The organism is Aquimarina sp. U1-2, from assembly GCF_017897595.1.
GTDB lineage: Bacteria > Bacteroidota > Bacteroidia > Flavobacteriales > Flavobacteriaceae > Aquimarina.
In genome coordinates this window covers 47829-71946 of the sequence record NZ_JAGKIK010000014.1, presented here as the reverse complement: position 1 = coordinate 71946, position 24118 = coordinate 47829, and the positions used below count along the sequence as shown (strand labels likewise).

Genomic DNA, 24118 nt, shown 5'->3' with positions numbered 1-24118 from the left:
GAATATATTTATTATGAGTATCCGTTTAAGTACCTATTGTATATGTCATCCTGAGCGGAATCGTAGGGTTGATACATACATCTCGACTACACTCAATGTGACATGCTAGTATTGATTTTAACATTTAGGTAATTTTATGAACATTCAATTATTTATTAATAATGCAATTATTTAACTTTTTTATTGAAATATTAATACTATTGTTTATAAACACTACGTAAAATTATTTCGTTGTACTGAAAACCTTAAATATCATTCAAGATTCTTACAATATCCAACAGGATGTTAAAGGACTTTACTAATTGATTTACAGTATTTTATATTTATTTTTTTTACAATCACTATATATACATCTTTCTAAAATATTAGTGTATTTATACCAAATCTACCATAAAATAGCAGATTTGGTATTACACAAAAAATCCCTTTAAAATGTAAAGGGATTTTACTGTAGTACCATGTCTAAGATCCCTTATTTATGCTGAACCAATCACTATAATTTTAATACTATTGATTACTATATTACTATTCATTTCTTTCTTTTAGTGAAAGTTATTTCAAACAAAAATCCCTTTGCGGTTACAAAGGGATGTTATATATTTTATAATGCACTAGTCCCTTTTCAAGTTGATACAATCACCTCGATAATGACAATGCTACTATTTCTATTGGTATTCTTCATTTATGTATCAAATATAAAAAAATTTTTGATTGTCCGTTATTATACCTAAAAATTTAACTGAGAAGTCATCCTGAATTCATTTCAAGATCTCATCACCTTTATTTTCAGTACATTGAGATGAAAAACTGAAACAAGCCTGTGTTGAACTCGTTTCAGTATTCAGCTAGACACAAACCGTTTAGGTTAAATTACGGATATTCGTAAAATTTTTACATAATTCCTATATCACTGAACCTTTTTTTAGGTTTTCAATCAATTTTGATCAAATTATTTTTCATACTGTAAATGACGAGACCAACTCTGGTTTTTACTTCCAATTTTTTAAAGACAGCCTCTCGATAATTTTCGACCGTTTTAGGGCTCAACCCCATTTCTACAGCAATATCTTTGTAGGTGAGTTCTGTACAGGCGTGTTTTAAGAAATTCCATTCCCTTTCTGTTAACTTTTCATGCAAATCGCGTGTGGATTTGTTATCATCGACATTACGCAGAGCGCTTTCAATTTTTCCAGAATAATAAAACCCTTGTTCGATAACCATTTTCATCGCAAATTCGAAGTTTTCGGGATGAATATCTTTAAGCAGGTATCCCTTTGCGCCGGCTCTTAGCATTTTGATGATCGTATCCTCGTCGTCTTCCATGGTTAATGCCAACACTTTTTGCTCGGGTCTGTTTTCCTTAAGCCATTGCATGGTTTGAACACCATCCATAACCGGCATTTTTACATCCAAAAGTATAAGATCCGGCACTCTACGTTTATGTAAATAATATTGAGTTAGTTCTTTCCCATTCTTCAAAATAGCCAGAACTTCGTAATGTTCCAGTTTAGAGATTAAGCTTTCTAGAGATTGTGCGAATAACAAATGGTCGTCAACAATAACAATAGTCTTTTTCTTCATAATATACACTTTATAGTAAACTACCCAGAGCCAAGCCCAAGAATCATTTATAAGAAACCAAATTTTAATTTTAAGGCGAGCCTCGGGGGTATTAAACCCTTTTGTAGTGCCAATTACACTTATTTTTTTAAAGGATAAGATAATGTTATCGACACTCCTTTTCCTAGTGAAGACGAATAGTTAAAATCTGCCTTTACCAATGCTGCTCTACTTTTCATATTTAATAACCCTGAATTTGCCTGTACCGATTTCATATCAAATCCTACCCCGTCATCTTCTACCTTGATTATCAAAGCATGAGGAGTATATTCTAAAACTACACTAAGATGAGCAGCTTCAGCATGTTTTATGGTATTAGAGAAAAACTCTTGTATAATACGGTACAAGATAATTTCATCTTTAGGATTGATATGAACCTCTTCTCCATGTATGAAAAGGTTTGTTTTAAGAAAACGTAGCTTTTCAAATCGATCCAACTCGACACGTATGGATTTTTCTAAACCTATATTATGAATTACCTCATTATTTAGAGTTTTAGACAGGTTACGAATTTCTTGTAAGCTATCTCCTACTAATTTACGAACATCTTGTAACGAATCTAAGGCTTCTTTCTCTAGCGAGGTTCCCATAATATTTATTTGCATCACAGCAGTAGATAACAATTGACCTATATTATCATGTAGCTCCCAGCTTACATTTTTAAGCGCTTGTTCCTGGATCTCTATACGGGATTTAAAAATTTCATCTTCAAATCGTTGTTCTGCTTTTAGTTTATCGAGAAGGAGTTTGTTTTTTCGACGTTGAAATGCAATAAAAAATATAATACCGAAAACCAAGAAGAAAAGGATAATGACGGTAAAATATATTATGAGTAAGATTTGTTCTTTTTCAAGCATACGAGAAATCCAATGGTATAGCAAGTATACATAAAAATTATTGCACTATTTAAAATAATCCTTCTAACATCAACAAAATCAGGACTACTTTTCAAACTATGGTAAATATCATAAATAAACAATGGAGTTACGATCAAATGAAATGAAATCGAACCAATTACAATATAGAAAGGGAGTGTTTTGTAGAAAGTTAAAATCTTATCACTTTGAAGAGTTTCAAAAAGATAAATTATTCCCCCAATGAAAAGAAGTACAGTGCCAATTATATAGGAAAATGAAGACATTTCCGAAAAGAAAACGCCAGAAAAAATTAAATTAGTAATTGCTCCTATTATGTAAATACATATTAAAATATTAACATACCTCTTCAAACTTGAGGTTTTATAATTCAGACTGAAATAATAGACATAGAAAGAAAAACTAAGAATAACTTGAATATTATAAAGCCACTGAGTGTTTTGGATTATACTGTCTTTGATGTAATCATAAAGATTGAGTTTAAACAGAAAAAAAGGCAGACTGCCTACTAGTTCTGTTATAAATATGAACCATAAAAAATATACAAAATATCGAGAAATCTTATCTTCTCGATATTTTGTTATAAATATTGTGCCAACTATTGAGGCTACAAATTCTGCAATCAAATAAGAAAAAGAGAATATCATCTACTAATACTCAAATGGAGGATTTCCACTTCCCCCTTGATTATAAGCCTCAATATTATAATTATTTGGCGCGTTATCTAGGCCTTTCCCTTGTTCACCTACCGGCGAACCTGTTGGCGCAAAGAAAGCAGTTGCATACCCTTTCCCCATTTTACATTGTTCTTTGGGATAGGCTCCAAAATACAATCGAATCCCCGGGTCATGAATACCTTGTTTTCTAGACTTTCGCTTTACGTATTTAAGATAATCCATTAACTCGTCTAAGCTCCACCAAAATTCTCTATGGTCTTCAAAACCGATACATCTATCTATTTCTGGGGTTCTTGTACAACACCAAGTGTCTTGAAGCACCTTTGCTTCTTCTACACTTATACATTTTTCGGGTCGTTTTTTTGCCATTACATGTTACTTTTTAAGTTTAACTGGCAATAATATTACCAAAAAACATGACAGCCTACAAATGACCGATGCTTCTTATCTTAATTTTTAACAACTTTGAAAATTTTAAAAAACTGACTATCAATATTTTGAATACAAAACACAATTTTAGAAAAATTTAACACAAGGGGGTTTTTCCCCTGTCGCAGGTTAGGGGTTTTCCCCCTATAAAGTTTTATAACATTTATAAAAGTAAATCCTTTATTTCAAATTTAACTTTTTCATGGGTTCTCTTTTGAGCCATCACATCAATTGAAGATATATTTAATTGTAATACTCTTGGATATCCCCCTGTGGTTTGACTATCACGCATTAATACAATAAGCCTGCCTGATGGTGTTAATTGCACTGTACCAGGAAGTACAGGAGAGGTTAATAGAGATGGTAAGCTATTTGGTAACACCTCGTTTAGCTGTATTGCCATGCGATTAGCCATACCCGAAATAGTAAACGAATGGTGTATCAAAAATTCTTTTTGTTCAGGGGTTAACGAATCAAATTCAGGACCTTTATAGACTTGCAACGTTTCCGTGTTTGGTATGAAAAGCTTGGTAGATAGTACAGAAAAACTATCGGTAAACGTCTTAACTGGTGTATACATAATTTCGTCCCCTTTTTGCAGCGATTCTTTTGAAGTAATTTCTTTAAAAAAAGATCGGCTGTTCAATACAACTTCAGATTGAAACCCACCTTTTATTCCTACATAACCATATTGACCATTCTTACAAAAATTTATAGTCAGAACATCATTTTTATTCACTCTTAATTGACGATTCATTGAAATTTCTTTTTCGTTCAAAAAGCCAGTCGTACGAGCTCCGGTTAAGCACACTACGGTTGGTTCACTAAATTGTAAGATAGGCGGTTGATACACCCATTCGATACAGGCATCATTTTCATGATTTCCTAAAAGAGCGTTTGCCAAAGTAAAAGAAGTTCTATCCATTGCTCCACCAAAAGGCACACCGTATTTTGCGTAGCCAAAACGACCCAAGTCTTGAATTGTAGAAAATAAACCTGGTGTAACGACTTTTACTTTCCCCATGATAGTTCTTCAGGTTCAGGGAAATAATTTTTGTTTAAAACTTTGGTTCTTATCTCGGTATATTGAGATGCCGATATGGATACAAATTGAACGCGATCACTCGGACAAACACGTGAAGGAATTTCTTGATGAGCGTCAAATAAATTAAGGGGACATTTACCTATTACGTGCCAGCCTCCCGGACTATCTACCGGGTATATTCCAGTTTGATTTCCCCCTATAGCAACAGCACCTCTTTCTACTATAGGCGCTGGTGTTTTTTTTCTTATAAAATGTAAGGTTTGAGGTAACCCACCCAAATACAGAAAACCCGGAAGAAAACCTAAAAAATAAACCGTATATTGCGGAGCGGTATGTAGACTAATAATATCGTCTATTGAAAGTGCTTTGGTTTTTGAAAAAGAAATTAGATCAGGAGCTAAGTGAGGTGAATAGCAGACCGGAAGTTTCCAAACTTTTTGCTTTTTTTGTAGGGGCACCGTATTTGAATTGTATAAGGCCTTGAGCCCTGAAATCTTATCATAGAAATCTTCTATAGCACTTAAGTAATAAACTAGCAATGAGTTATATGCTGAGACCACCTCGATAATTACTTTATTATACTGTGTTTTTATTTTTTCCTGAAAAATAAGTATGTCCTGAAGTATATTTTCATCAATTTCGGGAGGCCATTCAATTAAAATAGCATCTTCGGCATACGGTTTATATTTCAGTCTATACCTCATTCTATACTTTAAAAATTTAATTTCAACTCTGAAATTTTTTGATGTAAATAGCGTAAAATGCTTACCGATTTTGGGTTGTCACCGTGTACACAAATCGTGTCAAAAAAAATCTCTTTTTCTATACCCTTTTTAGTAGTGACGTACCCCTTGGAAAACATTTGATATACGTGATCAAAAACCTCTTGTGGATCAGTAATTACAGCATCACTTTCTGACCGGGATACCAACGATAAATCTTCATTGTATCTTCGATCTGCGAAGACCTCATATTTTACTTTCAATTTATCCTTGGCTGCACAAGCCAGCTTTGAGTTTTTTGTCGTTACTAGATAGAGACTTTTATCGACACTTATAGTAGCATCTATGATTGCAGAAGCAACCTTTTCGTCTTTTATGGCATCATTATACAAAGCACCATGTGGCTTTATATGATGTAAGTTATTCCCTAGCTTTTCGGCTTGAAACTTAACCACTTCGATTTGTATTTTAAGAGATGTCACCAAGTCTTCGTATGCTATTATCATGGTTGCTCTACCAAAATTTTTTCTGTCAGGATATGAGGGATGTGCTCCGATCTTTACACTGTACTCGCTTGCTAAACTGATAGTATCTCGGATTACTTTTTCGTTTCCGGCATGGCTGCCACAGGCAATATTACACCAAGAAATAAGAGGCATAATCTGAGTATCAAAACCCATTTCTTCACCAACGTCTGCATTTAAAAGTAGCTGCTTCATTTCTTACAAAATTTACAAAAAATTCTTACAATTCTACGATCACTTTCCATACACTTCTAAGTCCGAGAAAAATAGTAACCAAGACAATTAAGAATCCGGCTAAATTTTGATACCCAGAATTGGTGTATGTGCCTAATACTTTTTTAGCATTCATTACCCATAAAAGTATCACAGCGATGACGGGCAATAAAAGTCCATTTGCCATTTGAGCAAATTGTATAATCTCTATAGATTTTAGGCCTAGAGAAGAACAAACAACCCCAAGTAAAAGAATAAACATCCATACGGCTCTAAATTTTGCACTTTTCAAATTATTTTCCCACCCCAGACAGCCTTTCACAACATAAGCAGCTGCCAAAGGCGCAGTAATTGCAGAGGTAATTCCGGCAGCAAACAGCCCTAAAGAGAGCACGTATTTGGCTGCAGATCCAAATATAGGCTCTATACTTTTGGCCAAATCGGCGGCATTATTGATTTCTGCATTTTGTATTGCTGCACTTGCAACGATAATGGCCATCGACATTATACCTCCTAAAACAATGGCAACTATCGTATCTTTTCTTGCTAACGGTAATTGTTCGGGATGATGCCATTTCTCTTTTACCAACGATGCATGTAGAAAGAGATTATAGGGCACTACTGTTGTCCCAATTAATCCAATAATTGTTAAAAGCTTTTCAGATTCAAACGAGGGAATAAATCCTTTACCCATAGAAAATATATTCGGTTTGGTCATGATAGCTGTTATGACAAAAGCCATACTCATACCTAACACTAATATCATCAGGCTACGCTCTAGGATTTTATAATTCCCTATAAATAATAGTGTAAAGGCCAATACTCCTATAATAAGGCTGAGATAATTAATACTTAGATCCCCTAAAACAATATAAGGTGAACCCACTAAGGTAGACAGCCCCAATACCCCACCGCTAATATTACCTGCTTCATATGCGGCGTTTCCTATAAATATAGCAGCAATGATGATAATTATAAGTAAGGATCTCGCAAATTTGTTTTTGACGTGCGATGTAACAATCTCACTTAGCCCTTTTTGGGTTACCAAGCCCAAACGTGCCGCCATTTCTTGCAGAATTATACATGCTATAACCGATAAACACAAGACCCATAATAATGTGTACCCAAATTGAACTCCAGCCAACGTACACACGGTAACTGTTCCCGGACCGATAAATGCTGCAGTCACCAGTGTCCCCGGACCTAAATTGGACAACCCTCTTTTTATCATTCTTAAAAATATTGATTTCTTGAGGGATAACAGCACTATTGTTGATAATAACCAAAAATAGTTTATAAATCTTTATCCCAGCCAACCATCTCGATCCAGGCTTCTATATTGTATAGCTTCTGAAATATGATCTCCTTGTATGTTTTTTGAATTCGCAAGGTCTGCTATAGTTCTCGACACTTTCAAGATACGATCGTAGGCTCTGGCAGAAAGATGTAACCGTTCCATAGCGGTTTTTAATAAATCTTTCGAGTCTGCATCTAGTTTACAAAAATCTTTAAGCTGTTTTACCCCCATCTGAGCGTTGTAATGTAAGTTTGGCATTTCAGAAAATCTTTTTGTCTGGATATCCCTGGCAGCGATCACTCGTTTTCTGATTTCGATACTAGATTCTCCCTTTCTTTCTTCACTTAATTTATCAAAAGGAACCGGCGTGACCTCGACATGAATATCTATCCTATCGAGTAGTGGTCCAGAAATTTTGCTTAAGTACCGTTGCATTTCTGCCGGAGATGAAGTGACCGGAGCATCAGGATCATTAAAATAGCCTCCCGGACTCGGGTTCATGCTAGCAACCAGCATAAAACTTGATGGGTATGTAACCGTAAACTTGGCTCTTGAAATAGTAACTTCTCTATCTTCAAGAGGTTGTCGCATGACTTCTAACACTTCTCTTTTAAATTCAGGCAGCTCGTCTAAAAACAACACACCATTATGCGATAATGAAATTTCTCCCGGTTGGGGATAACTTCCACCGCCAACCAAAGCCACGTTAGATATGGTATGGTGCGGACTTCTAAAAGGTCGTTGTGCCATTAATCCTACATTATCCTTTATACGCCCTACTACACTATGAATTTTGGTGGTTTCTAATGCCTCTTGCAGTGACATAGGTGGTAAAATACTGGATAATCTCTTGCTCAACATGGTTTTTCCGCTTCCGGGAGGACCTACCAAAATAATATTGTGCCCACCTGCGGCAGCTATTTCCATGCAACGTTTGATGCTTTCTTGCCCCTTTACGTCTGCAAAATCAAATTCTGGATTATCGAGAGCTGCATAAAATTCGTCTCTGGTATTGACTACTGTTTTTTCTAAAGCCTTTTTACCATCAAAATGATCTATTACTTCTTTAATATTATCGACTCCAAAAACATCGAGATGATCAACGATAGCGGCTTCTTTTGCATTTTGTTTGGGAAGAATAAACCCTTTAAAACCTTCTTCACGTGCTTTGATAGCTATTGGCAGCGCTCCTTTGATAGGCTGTAAGCTACCATCTAATGATAATTCTCCCATGATCAGATATGTTGAAATCTCATCAGCTTTGATTTGAGAACTTGCCGCTAGAATTCCCAATGCCAAAGTAAGATCATATGCAGAGCCTTCTTTACGTAAATCTGCCGGTGCCATGTTGATCGTTATTTTCTTGCCTGGCAGTTTATACCCATTGTTTTGCAAAGCAGCCGCTATTCTATAACTACTTTCTTTTATGGCATTATCTGGCAATCCTACGAGATGATATCCAATTCCCTTATCAATATTTACTTCGACCGTTATCGTTGTCGCCTCTACACCAAAAACGGCACTTCCAAAAACTTTAATTAGCATCTTATTTTTATAGTTTGGAAGCGAAAATAAAGATTGTCAGTTTCATTTTTTGAAACTCTGTTGTGCAATTTTGATTGAAGTGCAATAAAAAATATTAGATCACGCAATCGTGAAAATTTGGTTTTGACTGTCCGTTATTATACCTAAAATTTAACTGAGAAGTCATTCTCAATTCATGTCAAGATCTCATTACATTTATTTTCAGCACATTGAGATGAGAAGCTGAAACAAGCCTGTGCTGAACTCGTTTCAGTATTCAGCTTGACGCAAACCGTTTAGGTTAAATACGGATATTCATACAATTTAGTTTAAGAATTAGCTAAGCTTTCTAAACATCTATTTTTTTCATCATAAAATGAATGCACTAACTAATCGACTACAAAGCCATTTCATTGTTGGTCTGAAATAATTTTTCATTCAAAAAACGTAATGATGGGATTTTATCTTTTGTATCCACCAAGATAGAAATATTATTATTACTACCTCCATAAGAAACCATTCGTACAGGGATGTAATTAAGTATTTCAAATAGTTTATACGAATTTTTATCATTGATAACTGCCTCACCAACTATACAAATAATACTGTGATCTTGCTCAACGGTAATCTCGGCATAGGCTTCTATTTCTTTTACTATTTTATCTAAGTTTGACGTATTATCAATAGTTAATGAGATCGCTATTTCTGAAGTAGTAATCATATCAATTGAGGTTTGATAATGATCGAAAACCTCAAATATTCTTCTTAAGTACCCGTGGGCCATTAGCATTCGGTTAGATTTAATTTTGATAGCTGTAATTCCGTCTTTTGCTGAAATGGCTTTTAATCCTTTCGTATGATATGCATTCGATATAGTCGTACCTAAGGCTTCAGGATCAAAAGTATTTTTTAGCAATACAGGAATATTTTTAGTAACTACCGGCGATACAGTTTGAGGGTGAAGAATTTTAGCCCCGAAATAGGCAAGCTCGGCAGCTTCATCATAGGTTAAGCGAGCTATCGGGCGTGTTTCGTCAACATACCTGGGATCATTATTATGTAATCCATCAATATCTGTCCAGATTTGAACTTCAGAAACCTGTAATGCCGAACCGATAATGGTAGCCGTATAATCACTCCCACCTCGGTTAAGGTGACTTATTTGTCCTTCGCTATCTTTACATACAAAACCTTGAGTGATATAGATAGAAGATTTTGGGCGAGTACTTAATACTTGCTCTAATCGGTGCTTAACCCTTTCTATATTTGGGTTTTCTACCGAATCGACATACATAAACTCTTTGGCGTCTAGTAGTACATTAGCAACCCCGATGATATTAAGATAACCAGAGAAAATAAAAGTAAGAAGCGTTTCGCCGTATGTAATGATTTTGGAGTTCACACTTTTAGAGTAAGGCTGACTAGACACTTCAAACATTTCAGTAATAGTAGCTGTTATTCCCCTTTTTAAAACATTTTGTAGCTCTTCATCATCAATTAAAGCATCAATCACATCAAAATGTTTTTGCTCTAGTTTGTGTAAATTTCTGGTTATAGCATCAGTATCGTTAAACTTGATGTTTTCGACTAAGCGAACCAATGTATCAGTCACCCCAGCCATAGCAGAACAAACCACTATTTTATCTTCATGATCTGAGATCAGAATTTCTTTAACCTTTTTTAAATTTTCTACTGATCCAACAGAGGTACCACCAAACTTGAGTACTTTCATACGTTTAAATGTTTTTAAATTTATTGTAAATAAAATAATTATAAAATTGAGAATGTATGTAACCGCTACGCTCTCACATTAAAAATTTTAAAAATTACTTCACAAAAAGGAATGTTTAAAATTTTAATGTTCGTTTCATATGGTTATATTTTTGTTATTCTTTAACATTGAATCAATTACAAGACTTAGAACGTAACTAAATAGTTATGTATCTGTGGTGCATATTGAAAGAAATTCAATGTCCAACGTACTATTGAAGAGGCATAATTAGTTAATATTAAACCTAAAATAAATATTTCTATAAAAATTATATAAATTTGTACATCATGTTAAATATATAACAATGAAAACGATAACAGATTGCGTGCATCAAATATTAAGACACCAACCTTTTCTGGAAGATGCGTTGTCCCGGGATATTATAAATTTCAGTTCTTTAGCTTTAGACCTAAAGCCACAAGTAGAGAAAATAATGCGCAAGCCTGTAAAACCAGGTTCTATAGTAATGGCGTTGCGTCGTTATCATCCCAGAAGAATCAAACATCTCAATTCACTGCGAAGTTTAGGGGATATCGTGGTAAGATCAGGTATTACAGAATATACTTATCTAAATTCTAATACTATACTGACTTGTCAATCCAATTTTTTGAACAGGGTTAAAAATGAGACGAAAACTTATTTCACCTATTCTAGCAACTTCCAAGAAAGCAACATTCTAGTAACGTCATCTTTAAAAGAAATAGTAGCGCATTATTTCGAAAATGAAACCTGTATTTCGGTCGCAGATAATTTATCTTCTATGTCTATTGCACTTCCTGAAGATAACTCTAAAGTAATCGGACTTTATTTCTATATTTTTAGGCTACTCGCTTATGAGGGAATCCCGGTATTCGAAGTGATATCCACCTCAAATTATTTTACGTTATTCTTAGAAAAAGAGCATGTGAATAAAGCCTTTTTGCTTTTAAACGAAATCAAAGAGAACACTATGTAGAGTTATCAGATATAAAGTGATATACAAGCTCAACTGTTTGTGATATACTTACAAACACATATTGATCTATGATTTAGCATATAAACCGAAGTTTTTTACCAAAAAATATTAAAAGTGTCACTAGTATCACTAGTGTTCCATATGTTTACCTATTTTTTATTGTTTGAAAACGAAATAATTAAAAAATTATGAACGTATGTAACCGCTATGCGCTCATGTTAAAATTCTATTACTATTCGTTTTGTCTTTATAATCAATTAATTACAACAAACAACCTTAGCAAATGTTTTAAAATAAATGAATAGTAGGGTTTTTAATCATGTTTCCTAGTAATTTGTGCAATACTAAACGCATACAAATCTATATACTATATAACATAGTATTACGGAAATACCTATACAATTGTTAAATAAATCTAAAAATTTAACATTTACACCATTGTAAGTATAGTAAGGGCTAGAAGAGTTTTAAATCATTTTGATTACTAAAAAATCAATATTAGCACTACTAAAACTCTATTTTTATGATAAAAAATTGTATATTGTCGTATATTTAATGCTATACAGCGAAAAATTTACAAATAAAGTAAGTATAAACTTACTTTTTAAGCATAGTTGAAACTTCAAAAACCAAACTTTATGAAAACATTTTTACCCTTAATAGTTTTGCTAATAACAAGTGTTACTTATGCAAACACAAAAATTGACATTTCGTACAAATTGATGTACGTTACAGAAAATACCGTAATTGACGGTTTAGACGAAAATACTGAAGAAGGTGTTATTTTTATTACCGAAAGTCTTCATTTAGAAGCAGGAGCTCGTATTAAAGTCAGAAATGCATGCCTCATTATTCTCGGGGATTTATCTGGCTCAGGCATTATCGACGTTGATTCTAGTGCTACAATTACTCTAGAAGGAGAAAAACAAGGTAGAGTAACTTTTATAAACCGTTTTCTCGCAGATGATACTTGTCAACAAAGTACGGCTCAAAAAACATTTAGACATATTATTGAAGTTCCTCAAGGGCTCAAATATAGTCTATACTCGTTAGACGGCAGACTGCTTGACAAAGGTGAAATAGATGACTATTTGCATTATCTTAGAGATCCAAAAACATACTTTATTAAAATTGAAGGATACAAACTTAAAAAATATATTTTCAAAGGGTAATTTATTATCTTTAAAGTAAGGTTTAGAATCCATGACATATAATTGTCGTGGATTTTTTTGCATTTCTTTAAAGATGAATATTTGTAAAATAGCTTATATTTAAATTTCAAAACCCCTAGCCCCATTCGCAAACCTCCAAATTAATTTAAAAATTACTAACTCGGTTAAAGTCAACCCTATATGAAGCAAGATTCTTGGTTTATGTCTGAGACTATCAAATATACATTGTGCGGAATAATATTTGGTCTATTGTTTCCAATTCTTGCAACTTGTATCGATATTAACAAATTAGGCCTTGAGTTTTCTTGGGAATCTGTCAAATTTGTTCAAAATAACGATCCGATGCATTACATTATTGATACAGCTCCCATATTTCTCGGGTTGTTTGCCATGTTTGGTGGTCGTAATCTGGACAGGCTTAAAGAAAAAAATCAAGAAATATTAAAGGCGTATCAATACAAACAAGATTTTCTTGCCAATATGAGTCATGAAATCAGAACTCCCATGGTAGGGGTTATTGGCATGATAGACTTACTAAGCCGAAACACTACATTAGATACCATTCAGCAAGAATATGTACATACCATACAAAAATCTTCGTATAACTTACTAGAAATCCTTAATCAGATTCTAGACCTTTCTAAAATGGAGTCTGGAAAACTTAAACTCAATACTACGACTATAAATTTTGAAGATATTCTGCAACAATGTGTTGATCTTTTTCTTGCTACCGCAAAAGCTAAAGATGTTAATTTGATGCTCAACCATTCTAACGAAATTCCCAAATACATTATAGCAGATGGGCACAGGTTATCACAAGTAATTTCTAATCTCATTGGTAATGCTATTAAATTTACCGATAAAGGTTCTATCCAAATCAATACTTCAGTCATGAAGAGAAAGGATCAAAAATTAACCATTAAGGTAGAGGTTATAGATTCTGGAATAGGAATAAGTAAAAAAGATCAGGAACAAATCTTTAATCGCTACAGCCAGTTTCATGAAGCCTCGATGAATTTAGGTATCGGTAGTGGTTTAGGTCTTGCCATTTGCAACAAATTAGTTCCGTTAATGCATGGGGAACTTGGAGTTCACAGTGAATTGGGAAGTGGAAGTAATTTCTGGTTTACCTTTACAACAAAAGTATCTAGCACCACCCCTGTTGTTTCAGAAAGTAAAACTAGTATTGGTAGTAATCAACATACTTATAATTTGCATGCTTTATTAGTAGAAGATTCTGATACGAGTATACTGGTTTCTCAACAAATTTTAAAATATTTAGGTTGTACCGTAGATATCGCAAAAAATGGAAAAGAAGCCATAGCGCTTTTCAAAGAAGATACATATGACTTCATTTTGATGGACATTAATTTACCAGATCTTGATGGTGTGCAAACGAGTAAGCTGATTAGAAAACAGCATGCAAAAGTACCTCCTATTTTCGCGCTTACTTCTCACGCTCTACCAGGGGACGCCGACCGATTTATAACTAAGGGGCTTGACGATTACATTACAAAACCCTTTACAACCGAGACGCTAAACATAAAATTGAAAAACTGGTTTGGTGAACATTATGATTACCATTAAATTTACAACAACCTCTTTTGTAAATTATGGCTAAATCATACGACTATTGCATAAATCGGGATAAACCTATTGATTTAAGGGTTTTAACAAAATACTTCTATTAATTTTAGTATCTTGTATACACTGATCATACGTTTAAACTAAATACCAAAAGTTATGCCTCTACACATGTTATTACGCTATAAAAAGTATGTAATCTTCCTACTTATACTCCTGTTAGAATTAAAATATCCATCCTCTACGTATGCTGTTACCTTAATTCAGGATACGAACTTTAAAGGTCAGACTATAGATTATAACGAGTATAAAGGAGCCGTTTATGATAACGAAACAAATACTCCAATCGTAGCTGCAACTATTGCAGTGAATACCACAAATATTTCAACAGTAACCAATAATGAAGGTGAGTTTTTACTAAAAGTCCCTAAAAACTTAACCAATACAGACATTACTATTTCACACCTAGGATATCAAGATAGGGTTGTTGCCTTATCGGCATTTACAAACGAACCCTTAAAAATAACACTTGATTTATCCATAACAGAACTATCAGAGGTGAGTATCGACCCTAGAGATCCCGAAGCTTTGATAAGAGCGGTAATGAAAAAAAAGGGAACCAATTATTTGAATGATAATACGATCATGACAGCTTTTTACAGAGAAACGATAAAAAAACGTAGAAGTTATGTTTCACTTTCAGAAGCCGTCGTAGATGTTTATAAAAACCCTTATTTCTCAAACAAGACCGATGTTATTAGACTATTTAAAGCGAGGAAAAGTGCTGATTACAAAAAATTAGATACCTTAACTGTAAAGCTTCAAGGTGGACCCACAAGTACTTTGTATATCGATGTGATGAAAAATCCTGAAATTCTATTTACCGATGATTGGGTAAAAACCTACCAATTCAGCTTTGATAAATCTACCAAAATAAGTGATCGACATATTTACGTTCTCAATTTTGAACAACGCCCCAATATTGTAGAACCTATGTATTATGGAAAGCTCTATATCGATGCCGAAACCCTGGCCATGACCAAAGCTATTTTCAGCCTTAATACTGAAAATAGAGAAGAAGTTAGTAAAATGTTCGTACGAAGAAAACCAAGAAATGCCAAAGTATATCCTACCGAGGCTAGTTACAATATTGATTATCGCGAAAAGGATGGTAAATGGTATTATGGCTACGGAAGAATAGATCTTACTATAAAAATTAATTGGAAAAGAAAATTGTTCAACTCGGTATATAAACTTAACGTCGAAATGGCTGTCACCGATTGGAAGAAGAATTCGGAAAACGAAAACCTGAAACCAAAAGATCGACTTAAAACTTCTGTTGTTATTGCAGATGAAGCTTCAGGTTTCTCTGATCCAAAATTTTGGGGAGAATATAATGTTATTGAGCCTGAAAAGTCTATTGAGTCTGCTATAAAAAAAATTCAGAAGCAACTTAGAAAATTGAATTGATACAACTTGAGTACTTTGTAAAGTTCTTATCGAACTGGTTTAAACTTTATAATCTGAAAGAAAAAAATTGTAACATTTCTATGTAAAAGCTGTCATTTACTTAAATTACTTTATAAATATTCGTAATTTTACCTAGACGGTATGTGTCAAGCTGAATACTGAAACAAGTTCAGCACAAGCTTGTTTCAGCTTCTCATCTTAATGTATTGAAAATAAACTTAATGAGATCCTGAAATGAATTCAGGATGACTTCTCTGTTAAATTTTAGGTATAATAACGGACAATCAATAATTACTTTTACAAAAATTCAATATTGAAAAAAAATCTATTCCTTCTAAGCCTTCTATCAATTGCGAATATACTTAATGCTCAAAAAAAGATGGATTCATTGGCTGCAATGACTGATTTTCAAATCTTTGAAAACATTTTAAAAAAAGGGCACCCTTCTCTTTATGAATATATACGTCAGGATTCTTTAGACTATCTTTTTCGAGACACCAAAGAATCCATAGGAAACCACACTTCAGATATCGATCTGTATAAAAGCATGGTAACCATCACCGATAAAATTAAGGACGGCCATCTTCTTTTATTCGCTCCAAACACAATAAAGACAGAACAATACTACTTCCCTTTAATTCTTAAAATAATCAACGCAGATTTTTATACCGATACCGATGATTTTGGAATTCCTATTGGCTCCAAGATCAATACCATTAACACTCATGATGCGGCTAACATTCTTGAGCATCTTAAAAAGTATGCTGCAACAGATGGATATAATCTCACTAGAAAATATAGAGATATAGAGCTAAAGTTTGGATTATTTTATGCTTATGAATATGGAAGTACCAAAGAATTTAAAATTGATTACACCACGCCTGGCGGACAAGACAAATCTATTACTCTTGCTGCAGAATCTTTTGTTAAAGTCAAATTTAGAAATGTAAAGAGAAACTCCTATTTTTCAAAATTTCATCTCGAAAAAAGTGAAATGGGTTTTTTCAAAAAATTCATTACCAATAAAGAACCGTTTGTGTATTACAGGGATGAGATTAAAACGGCAGTTTTAGTGGTAAACTCGTTTGGGATAGACGTTAGAAAATTTAAATCGTCTCTTATTTCAATTTTTAAAGAAATTAAAAAGAAAAAGAGTAAACACCTCATTATCGATATACGCAATAACGACGGAGGTTTTAAACCTAATGCCATACACCTTTATTCTTTTATTACTGAAAAACCCTTTAAACAAATTCTTAGTGAATATGCAATTTCTTTAACAGTACCCGAAAAAGAATATGCAACCAGAACCTTTTTGAATGAAAAAGATTTTTTGACCGATAAATTTAAAAATCATCCTGTTTACGATGGTTGGAAACTTACTTTTGATGATCTCGAGGCCATTATGGTTCCAGAGCGTAATAGGTTTGAAGGAAAAGTGTATGTTTTAATCGGTGGTACTACTTTTTCTGCAGCTTCTAGCTTTGCATTAAATGCCAAGAACGACAAAACAGCTATACTAATAGGTGAAGAAACAGGGGGAGGCTACTATCAGTTTCAAGGACAATTTCCTGTATATTACGAGCTTCCTAACTCCAAAATCACTATGGTACTCTCTATGGTTAAAGTAGAAAACTATGTTACAGATCATACCATACCTAAAGGATCTGGAGTACCGCCTGATCAATATATATCATTATCCATAGAAGATCTTATTAAAGGAAAAGATCCGCTTCTCGATTATGTTTTTAGATTGATTAAAGGGTAAGTAATTAACCAATATACGTATTTACACTGGTCACTAACTTACAAGAAGTGTGCAACATTTGCTTAAATCGCAATGCTACTCCCTCATCATTAAATTTCATAGCCTCGCTTATACTATTCGACAACACCAGTTCGCCAATAAGGTACTCTACAAAATAATTTTGATCTTCTGTTAAAAGCACATATGCTGTCATACGTCGAATTTTAAAAAGTGTAATTTTTAATTGTAAAAGAAAACCTTTTACATGGCATAAAATTAAAAGTTTAAAAAACATCCCCACATATCGGTCTAAAAATTTGTAAACATTAGTATTAACAATGAATTGGTTTACTATGCGTGTTCTTTTGGATAAAATCTGAAGAAAAACCATACCAATTACCCAAAAAAATTAGGAATGCTACCAGCAAGCCCTAATGGAAAAGTTTAGAAAATTGCCAGGCACTACTATGGCAATGTACAGATGAATGTGACGGGTTGTTTCTTATCTCATAGAATGATGCAGTACTCTAATTTAGCGTTCGAAGATAGTAAACTACTTTGGGGCAAGTCCCAGAAGCTTTGGCTGAAAAGAATTTTCAATTTCGAGACAAGCTCCGGGGTTATTTTATCCCTTGGCGGTGTCAATAAACAGAGCAAGCGAATTGTAGTAGTTCTTTACACTCAGACTAGAAAAAAGTTACCTACGATACTAGAAAATCCTTCATAAAATGAACCAGTCGACAATTATCTGAATTTATGAAAACCAAAAAAACCTACACGTTTTTCAAAATGCTAAAGCCAAATTCGGATTATAAATTAGAACTTCGTTGAGAGAATTTCAAATTCATAGAGCGAATTCAACGATCAGATGAAATCGCCATATCATCATATCGGTGAGCATCAACCGTATTGTTATGGTCTATTTCATATTCATAATTCAGCATACCCGTTTTTGAAAATGTGCTAGTAGGAGAATTCTTTATTTTTTCTATTATTCTCTTTTTTACAATTTCAATCTTAGAGGACAGATCTAGAGTTTCTGTATCTTTATGTACCTCAACATCTAAAAATTCGGCAATCGATGCCATAATAACTTCTTCTAAATTCATAGTCATAAAATTTAATTACTTATCAAGTGTCCATTTTTGGTTATAGAGATAATTAAACAAGAAAAGGCTTAATTCATAAAAAATAATTATTTAACTACCCCCCCCCTATTCTTAATTAATCATGGACGAAAAATAGTAAAATTTAAAATTATACCTTATCAAAAATAGGGTATTATCATAAAAATTATAGTTTTTAAAAAATATGACTGCTCTAATTGTTTTATTAATAATTGAAGGCAAAAAAAAAGAAAAGATCATATTGAACTCCTTTATATTTTTTCAATCATGGTCTTTTTAAAATTAGTCATTGGTGAATCACAAAGAGAACAACGATATGTGTCTGGCAAATTGTTAAAACTAGTTCCTGAAACTATCATATTAATCGCATCACCAACAGTTGGATCATAAATAGTTAAGCAATCGTTACATTGATACACCTCATGTACTTCAATCTCTTCTTGAGTGCTAATTATCGAAATTGTCTGTTCTTGTGGCTCACCCAAATTTTTAAAATACGTTTTAGTAAGTTCTAGCAAAAGCATAGATAAGTTCTTTGAATCAACGTCTTGTGCATACATGATATAATTTCGAGTGTTGGGGTCAAAATTTTTTGCATGTACTACATTAAATGTAGCGCCTGGCATAAATTCTTTTCTAGTTGCAGAGGCCTCATTTTTTTCGATCACAATAGAGGTAAAATAGTTATTTTTAGTTTTGAGGGACACAATCGCAAAAGTGAGGCCATAAGTACTAATATCATTAGCATTAAAATCAACGACTAAACATTTCTTAAGCTCTAATGCCTTTTGGTCCTTGATCGGCAAATGCCAGTTCAATTCTAAAGCTGAATGTCGTATATTAATACCAAACCGACCCAATAGCTTTTCTAATGTTAATTTCCCTTCGTTGGGAATTGCTTTAATGATTATAGATTTCCAAGGCGTTAGGCATATTTTACCAATCTTATAATACAAGCAATATTCGCAAAGAGCTTTAAGAAAATCAAGATTATAATGATTGTTTCTCCAATACAAGCCCAGCCAATATTGGTTATTCTCCATTTTATTCATTCCTTCATAATACGGAAACGGTTTAAAATCTATATGAAGAGGTGTTGTTATGGTTTTGTTATTTGTATCAAAGTGTATATTTATGTAGGTAAAGAGATCATCCAGATCACCAACTTTGTTGTAATTCACTTCAATCGCTTGCGCAATCTTAGCAATATCCCAGGTATATACCAATACGGGATAATACGCTTCTTCCCAGCCTGGTAATCGCAGAAATATATACCAATAATCTTCATGCGGTGAAGCAATAAAATTTAAATCACCTGAAAATAGAGGAACGATCTGTTGCTTGGGATCAACAATGTTTATTTTCAATTCTGGTTGATACTGAAAATCTTCCAGAATATACAAATAAGTGGTTCCTCTTAACCATACGGTTGAGTCAAAAATATCTACTGAAACATAAGAGCACGTAATGTTTTCATAGCTGTCGGAAGAAAAAAAGGAGGGTTCAAACTTTTTTTTACTTGAAATACTATTTCCGTTGCTATCATTTGAAGAAAATAGAATATCCTGCCTAGATCCTAAATTAAAGGCTTGCAAGTCCAATTCTTTTGCATATTCAATGATGCGTAGCATTTGCATAACCGATAAAACACCACCTTTTATATCAATTCTGTGTAATGTTTCTGTATTTTTCATGATTTATGCTATTTGTGCTACTGTACGTAAGACTTCTTTGATTTCGGGTTTGCAACTTCCACATCCCAATCCGGCTCCAGTTTTTGAACATAAATCTGCAAACTCTTTACATCCTGAAGTGATAGCTTTTTTGAGATTATCTTCTCCTACCTGACTACAAGAGCATATTAATTTCCCAAGAACCGGCTCACTTGTAGACGAAGACCGCAGTAACTCATCTCTTTTTTCTGATAGCTCTATTTCTTTTTCTATGAGATTTCTAAAATCGGCAAATTCATTTTTATCACCTATCAAAATGGCACCGATCAGTTTATCATTTTTTACAATACATTTTTTGTAGGATCGCTTACGAATATCTGTAAAAATAATTTCTTCGTACATCGAATCATTTGCAGGAACGTTAATGTTTCCTAAACTACACAGATCTAAATCTTCGAATTTTAAAATATTCATGGATATAGACCCCTTATAGATCGCATTAAAATCACCTAGTAAAGATCTAGCCACTAGATCTGCTTGTTGTTCTGCAGCCGCAGTAATCCCATACAAATTTCCTTCAAACTCTGCTATTTCGCCAATGGCATATATAGATGGGTCACTGGATTGCAGGTAGTGATTCACTAAAATACCTCTGCGACATTGGATTCCCGATTGTTTTGCCAGTTCGATGTTGGGTAGCGTGCCTACAGCGTATACGATAGCGTTGCACGTATACGATTTACCTGATTTCAGATTGATCAAAATATCTTCAGATCCCTGATTAAAAACTGTATCTACTTCATTATCAAAGTGAATTTGAATACCTTTCTCTTGAACATCTTCGGCTAATAAACGACTAGCTACGGCATCAAGTTGCCTTTCCATCAAACGACTACCACGTTGTATGATGGTAATTTTTACATGCCTTTTTCGTAGTGAAGCAGCCAGTTCTAAGCCTAACAAACCCCCACCTACTATAGTGACGTGTTGTTCGTTTTCTGGCAAATCGGTTTGTTTCAGATATGCTTTAAGTGTATCAGCATCTCCTCGATCTCTAATAGTAAATCTACCGGGAAAGTGAATAGGTGCTTCTTTAGGAACAAACGGTCGACTTCCGGTAGCCAATACCACAATATCATAGTCGTGCTTTTCACCTTTACTATCGATAAGATACTTTTCGTTTCTGTGAATTTCAATAACCGGATTTTCTATAGAAAGTTCGACATTGAGGTCGTTCATACTTCCTTCCCGCATTTTTTGCAACTGTTCCCAACTTAATTCTTCACTCACGTATTCTGGCAATAAAACTCTGTTGTAAAAAGGATGAAGTTCTTTTGAGAACACCACGATCTCATCATTTGTATTGTATTGACGATACGTTTGTATAAAACGGTATGCTGCTGTACCTGCACCTATGATACAAATTTTTTGTTTGGGTTTTATGTACTTTGCGACCTGTACTGCAGAAAACTTAAAATCAGGCTCTTTGGAAATGGAATCAACGATACTTGTTGTCAAATTATTAGCCCTACCAAAATCGTTACCAAATGGTTTTCCCCAATGCATTGGTAAAAAAACAACGCCGTGTTTTATAGCATCACTTACTTTTGCTGTAACTTGAACTTGTCCTCTTTTACTTTTCACCATAACGATATCCCCTTCTTTGATTTTTCTAAGAAATGCGTCTACTTGATTTATTTCCAGATAAGGGCCGGGAATATGATTCATTAATTTTTTCACCTTTCCTGTTTTCGTTCTAGTGTGCCACTGGTCTCGAACTCTTCCGGTAGTGAGTATTAATGGATAATCTTGCGTAAGTAATTCTGAAGTTGGTTTCGTGAATCTAGGAACTACAAATTTTGCACGTTGTGTATCGGTATAGAATTTTTTATCTGTAAAAAGTCGTGCAGTACCCTGGTGATTAGCATGAGCTACAGGCCATTGAAAACTACCTTCTACTTTGAGTCGATTATAATTTAATCCCGAAACATCAATGTTGGTGCCTTTGGTAAGCAGGCAATGTTCATTATACACTTCTTCTACGGTAGTGTAATCAAACCCTCGATACCCCATCTTTCTTGCAAAATTCCATAAAATTTCGGCATCGGGCAGTGCTTCTCCGGGAGGATCCACGACTTTATTCAAGTATGTGATACGGCGTTCGCTATTGGTCATGGTACCTTCTTTCTCTATCCATCCTGCAGCAGGAAGTAACAGATCGGCATACTCAGTAGTTTCAGAATTATGAGATATATCTTGTACAATAACAAACTTTGCTTTTTTTAGTGCGTTTTCAATTTTGCTCGCATTAGGTAAACTAATTAAAGGGTTTGTACAAATGATCCATACTGCTTTAAGTTTTCCGGTTTCCAAAGCATCAAACATCTCTGTGGCAGTAAGTCCTGGTTTTTCTGAAATCTCTTTACCACCCCAGAAATTGGCAACTTCGCGCCTGTGGTTTGGGTTAGATAAATCTTTGTGCGCTGCCAACAGGTTGGCCATTCCTCCTACTTCTCTACCTCCCATGGCATTTGGCTGACCTGTTAAAGAAAAAGGTCCAGACCCGGGCTTACCAATATGCCCTGTAAGTAAGGATAAATTAAGCAGTGCATTATTTTTATACACACCTACAGAACTTTGATTAAGTCCCATAGCCCAAAGAGTGATAAACCCTTTGGCATCTGCAATATAGGATGCAGCCTTTTTAATAGCTACAGGGGATACTCCACATATTTTAGCCGCCTTGGTCAAAGAAACTGCTTGTAACGACTTTTTTAGTGTTTGATAATTATCGGTATGGTTGGCTATAAAATTTTTATCAATCTTCTTTTTATCGATAAGTCGTTTGGCTATCGCATTATAAAGAACAATATCGGTACCGGGAAGAATTTGTAAATGTAAATCTGCAATATCGCAAGATGGTGTTCTTCTTGGGTCTACCACAATAACTTTGGTCGCAGGGTTCTTTTCTTTATGGGCTTCTATTCTTTTATACAAAATCGGATGACACCATGCAGGATTCGCACCAGCAATCATAAAACAATCAGCAAGTTCGATATCATCATACGAAATAGGCACACTATCTTCACCCAAAGCTTGCTTATAACCTACCACAGCAGAACTCATACAAAGTCTTGAATTGGTATCTATATTATTGGTACCTATAAATCCTTTGGCTAGTTTGTTAACCAAATAATACTCTTCGGTAAGACATTGTCCAGAAACATAAAATCCTACACTATCTGGTCCAAACTTTTTTAATAAAGTACTAAAAACTGCGGTTGCTTTGTCTAGTGCTTCATTCCAGGTTACTCGCTGGCGAGGGTGATTTTTGCTCCACCGCATTTCAGGATAAAGAATTCTATCACTTTTATCTGCAACCACATGGTGCAGATTCATCCCCTTTGAACATAGCATTCCCCGATTTACGGGGTGATCGGGATCACCTACCACAGTAATTGCATCTTTGGGGTCTTTTTTAACGATGATTCCACAACCAACACCGCAGTAAGAACATGTTGTTTTATAGGATTTAACTGTAGCCATAGATGTGGTTTACATACATTCTTATTATAATTTCAAAACTAAGTATTACTACGTATCGATCACAAGTTTGCTACTCTTTTCTGTTGTATCATGCAAAGAATTGTATAATCTGTAAAATAACACATACTCTATTTTGATTTTGATGTA

The 24118-nt window shown here is 34.1% G+C and carries 18 protein-coding genes; 5 read left to right on the top strand and 13 right to left on the bottom strand.

The genetic code is table 11. The features are described from left to right. Nucleotides 1-930 precede the first annotated feature (930 nt). The 9 genes from J8281_RS15690 to J8281_RS15650 form a co-directional block, all read right to left on the bottom strand. Nucleotides 931-1581 (bottom strand): response regulator transcription factor, encoded by a 651-nt coding sequence (locus J8281_RS15690; protein ID WP_210198600.1) that lies wholly within the window; start codon nucleotides 1579-1581, stop codon nucleotides 931-933. Between the two features lie 119 nt (nucleotides 1582-1700). Next, the gene (locus J8281_RS15685; protein ID WP_210198599.1) at nucleotides 1701-2477 is read right to left on the bottom strand and encodes a sensor histidine kinase; all 777 of its coding nucleotides are present in this window, start codon (nucleotides 2475-2477) and stop codon (nucleotides 1701-1703) included. A 668-nt stretch (nucleotides 2478-3145) separates the two neighbouring features. Further along, the gene (locus J8281_RS15680; protein WP_210198598.1) at nucleotides 3146-3541 is read right to left on the bottom strand and encodes a hypothetical protein; all 396 of its coding nucleotides are present in this window, start codon (nucleotides 3539-3541) and stop codon (nucleotides 3146-3148) included. Nucleotides 3542-3764: 223 nt separating this feature from the next. After that, complete coding sequence (locus J8281_RS15675) at nucleotides 3765-4625, bottom strand: biotin-dependent carboxyltransferase family protein (protein WP_210198597.1); 861 nt, start codon at nucleotides 4623-4625, stop codon at nucleotides 3765-3767. Then, on the bottom strand, nucleotides 4613-5350 hold the full coding sequence (gene pxpB / locus J8281_RS15670; RefSeq protein WP_210198596.1) for a 5-oxoprolinase subunit PxpB: 738 nt from the start codon (nucleotides 5348-5350) through the stop codon (nucleotides 4613-4615). The genes J8281_RS15675 and pxpB overlap by 13 nt, the downstream gene beginning before the upstream one ends. An 8-nt stretch (nucleotides 5351-5358) precedes the next feature. Then, nucleotides 5359-6087 carry a 5-oxoprolinase subunit PxpA gene (pxpA, locus tag J8281_RS15665; protein WP_210198595.1) on the bottom strand — a complete coding sequence of 243 codons (729 nt, stop codon included), beginning with the start codon at nucleotides 6085-6087 and terminating at the stop codon, nucleotides 5359-5361. 25 nt (nucleotides 6088-6112) lie between these two features. Next, nucleotides 6113-7336 carry an Nramp family divalent metal transporter gene (locus J8281_RS15660; protein WP_210198594.1) on the bottom strand — a complete coding sequence of 408 codons (1224 nt, stop codon included), beginning with the start codon at nucleotides 7334-7336 and terminating at the stop codon, nucleotides 6113-6115. A gap of 72 nt (nucleotides 7337-7408) precedes the next feature. After that, a complete protein-coding gene (locus tag J8281_RS15655) occupies nucleotides 7409-8947 on the bottom strand; it encodes a YifB family Mg chelatase-like AAA ATPase (RefSeq protein ID WP_210198593.1) in 1539 nt (512 codons plus the stop codon). A gap of 376 nt (nucleotides 8948-9323) precedes the next feature. Then, nucleotides 9324-10658: an aspartate kinase gene (locus J8281_RS15650; RefSeq protein WP_210198592.1), complete on the bottom strand. Its 1335-nt coding sequence runs from the start codon at nucleotides 10656-10658 to the stop codon at nucleotides 9324-9326. 343 nt (nucleotides 10659-11001) lie between these two features. Between J8281_RS15650 and J8281_RS15645 the strand changes: the two genes are divergently transcribed. From J8281_RS15645 to J8281_RS15625, 5 genes are all read left to right on the top strand, one after another. Continuing rightward, nucleotides 11002-11652, top strand: a complete 651-nt coding sequence (locus J8281_RS15645; RefSeq protein WP_210198591.1) for a hypothetical protein — start codon at nucleotides 11002-11004, stop codon at nucleotides 11650-11652. A gap of 638 nt (nucleotides 11653-12290) precedes the next feature. Next, nucleotides 12291-12824, top strand: a complete 534-nt coding sequence (locus J8281_RS15640) for a hypothetical protein (RefSeq protein WP_210198590.1) — start codon at nucleotides 12291-12293, stop codon at nucleotides 12822-12824. A gap of 180 nt (nucleotides 12825-13004) precedes the next feature. Further along, nucleotides 13005-14411 (top strand): ATP-binding protein, encoded by a 1407-nt coding sequence (locus J8281_RS15635; protein WP_210198589.1) that lies wholly within the window; start codon nucleotides 13005-13007, stop codon nucleotides 14409-14411. 156 nt (nucleotides 14412-14567) lie between these two features. Next, entirely contained in the window at nucleotides 14568-15878 is a 1311-nt protein-coding gene (locus J8281_RS15630; RefSeq protein ID WP_210198588.1) for a carboxypeptidase-like regulatory domain-containing protein, read from the top strand. A gap of 313 nt (nucleotides 15879-16191) precedes the next feature. Then, complete coding sequence (locus J8281_RS15625; RefSeq protein WP_210198587.1) at nucleotides 16192-17646, top strand: S41 family peptidase; 1455 nt, start codon at nucleotides 16192-16194, stop codon at nucleotides 17644-17646. 4 nt (nucleotides 17647-17650) lie between these two features. Here J8281_RS15625 and J8281_RS15620 read toward each other — a convergent pair whose 3' ends face one another. From J8281_RS15620 to J8281_RS15605, 4 genes are all read right to left on the bottom strand, one after another. Then, nucleotides 17651-17839: a hypothetical protein gene (locus tag J8281_RS15620; RefSeq protein WP_210198586.1), complete on the bottom strand. Its 189-nt coding sequence runs from the start codon at nucleotides 17837-17839 to the stop codon at nucleotides 17651-17653. 643 nt (nucleotides 17840-18482) lie between these two features. Next, complete coding sequence (locus J8281_RS15615; protein WP_210198585.1) at nucleotides 18483-18734, bottom strand: hypothetical protein; 252 nt, start codon at nucleotides 18732-18734, stop codon at nucleotides 18483-18485. Nucleotides 18735-19003: 269 nt separating this feature from the next. After that, the gene (locus J8281_RS15610) at nucleotides 19004-20446 is read right to left on the bottom strand and encodes a rubredoxin (RefSeq protein WP_210198584.1); all 1443 of its coding nucleotides are present in this window, start codon (nucleotides 20444-20446) and stop codon (nucleotides 19004-19006) included. 3 nt (nucleotides 20447-20449) lie between these two features. After that, the gene (locus J8281_RS15605; RefSeq protein ID WP_210198583.1) at nucleotides 20450-23971 is read right to left on the bottom strand and encodes a nitrate reductase; all 3522 of its coding nucleotides are present in this window, start codon (nucleotides 23969-23971) and stop codon (nucleotides 20450-20452) included. Between the last annotated feature and the right edge of the window lie 147 nt (nucleotides 23972-24118).

Excerpts from the sequence above, each read along its gene's own strand:
- J8281_RS15645 (WP_210198591.1), top strand. The coding sequence starts at position 11,002 with ATGAAAACGATAACAGATTGCGTGCATCAAATATTAAGACACCAACCT.
- pxpB (WP_210198596.1), bottom strand. The coding sequence starts at position 5,350 with ATGAGGTATAGACTGAAATATAAACCGTATGCCGAAGATGCTATTTTA.
- pxpA (WP_210198595.1), bottom strand. The coding sequence starts at position 6,087 with ATGAAGCAGCTACTTTTAAATGCAGACGTTGGTGAAGAAATGGGTTTT.
- J8281_RS15615 (WP_210198585.1), bottom strand. The coding sequence starts at position 18,734 with ATGAATTTAGAAGAAGTTATTATGGCATCGATTGCCGAATTTTTAGAT.
- J8281_RS15605 (WP_210198583.1), bottom strand. The coding sequence starts at position 23,971 with ATGGCTACAGTTAAATCCTATAAAACAACATGTTCTTACTGCGGTGTT.
- J8281_RS15635 (WP_210198589.1), top strand. The coding sequence starts at position 13,005 with ATGAAGCAAGATTCTTGGTTTATGTCTGAGACTATCAAATATACATTG.
- J8281_RS15650 (WP_210198592.1), bottom strand. The coding sequence starts at position 10,658 with ATGAAAGTACTCAAGTTTGGTGGTACCTCTGTTGGATCAGTAGAAAAT.
- J8281_RS15675 (WP_210198597.1), bottom strand. The coding sequence starts at position 4,625 with ATGGGGAAAGTAAAAGTCGTTACACCAGGTTTATTTTCTACAATTCAA.
- J8281_RS15610 (WP_210198584.1), bottom strand. The coding sequence starts at position 20,446 with ATGAAAAATACAGAAACATTACACAGAATTGATATAAAAGGTGGTGTT.
- J8281_RS15660 (WP_210198594.1), bottom strand. The coding sequence starts at position 7,336 with ATGATAAAAAGAGGGTTGTCCAATTTAGGTCCGGGGACACTGGTGACT.
- J8281_RS15690 (WP_210198600.1), bottom strand. The coding sequence starts at position 1,581 with ATGAAGAAAAAGACTATTGTTATTGTTGACGACCATTTGTTATTCGCA.
- J8281_RS15620 (WP_210198586.1), bottom strand. The coding sequence starts at position 17,839 with ATGACAGCATATGTGCTTTTAACAGAAGATCAAAATTATTTTGTAGAG.
- J8281_RS15680 (WP_210198598.1), bottom strand. The coding sequence starts at position 3,541 with ATGGCAAAAAAACGACCCGAAAAATGTATAAGTGTAGAAGAAGCAAAG.
- J8281_RS15655 (WP_210198593.1), bottom strand. The coding sequence starts at position 8,947 with ATGCTAATTAAAGTTTTTGGAAGTGCCGTTTTTGGTGTAGAGGCGACA.
- J8281_RS15685 (WP_210198599.1), bottom strand. The coding sequence starts at position 2,477 with ATGCTTGAAAAAGAACAAATCTTACTCATAATATATTTTACCGTCATT.
- J8281_RS15630 (WP_210198588.1), top strand. The coding sequence starts at position 14,568 with ATGCCTCTACACATGTTATTACGCTATAAAAAGTATGTAATCTTCCTA.
- J8281_RS15640 (WP_210198590.1), top strand. The coding sequence starts at position 12,291 with ATGAAAACATTTTTACCCTTAATAGTTTTGCTAATAACAAGTGTTACT.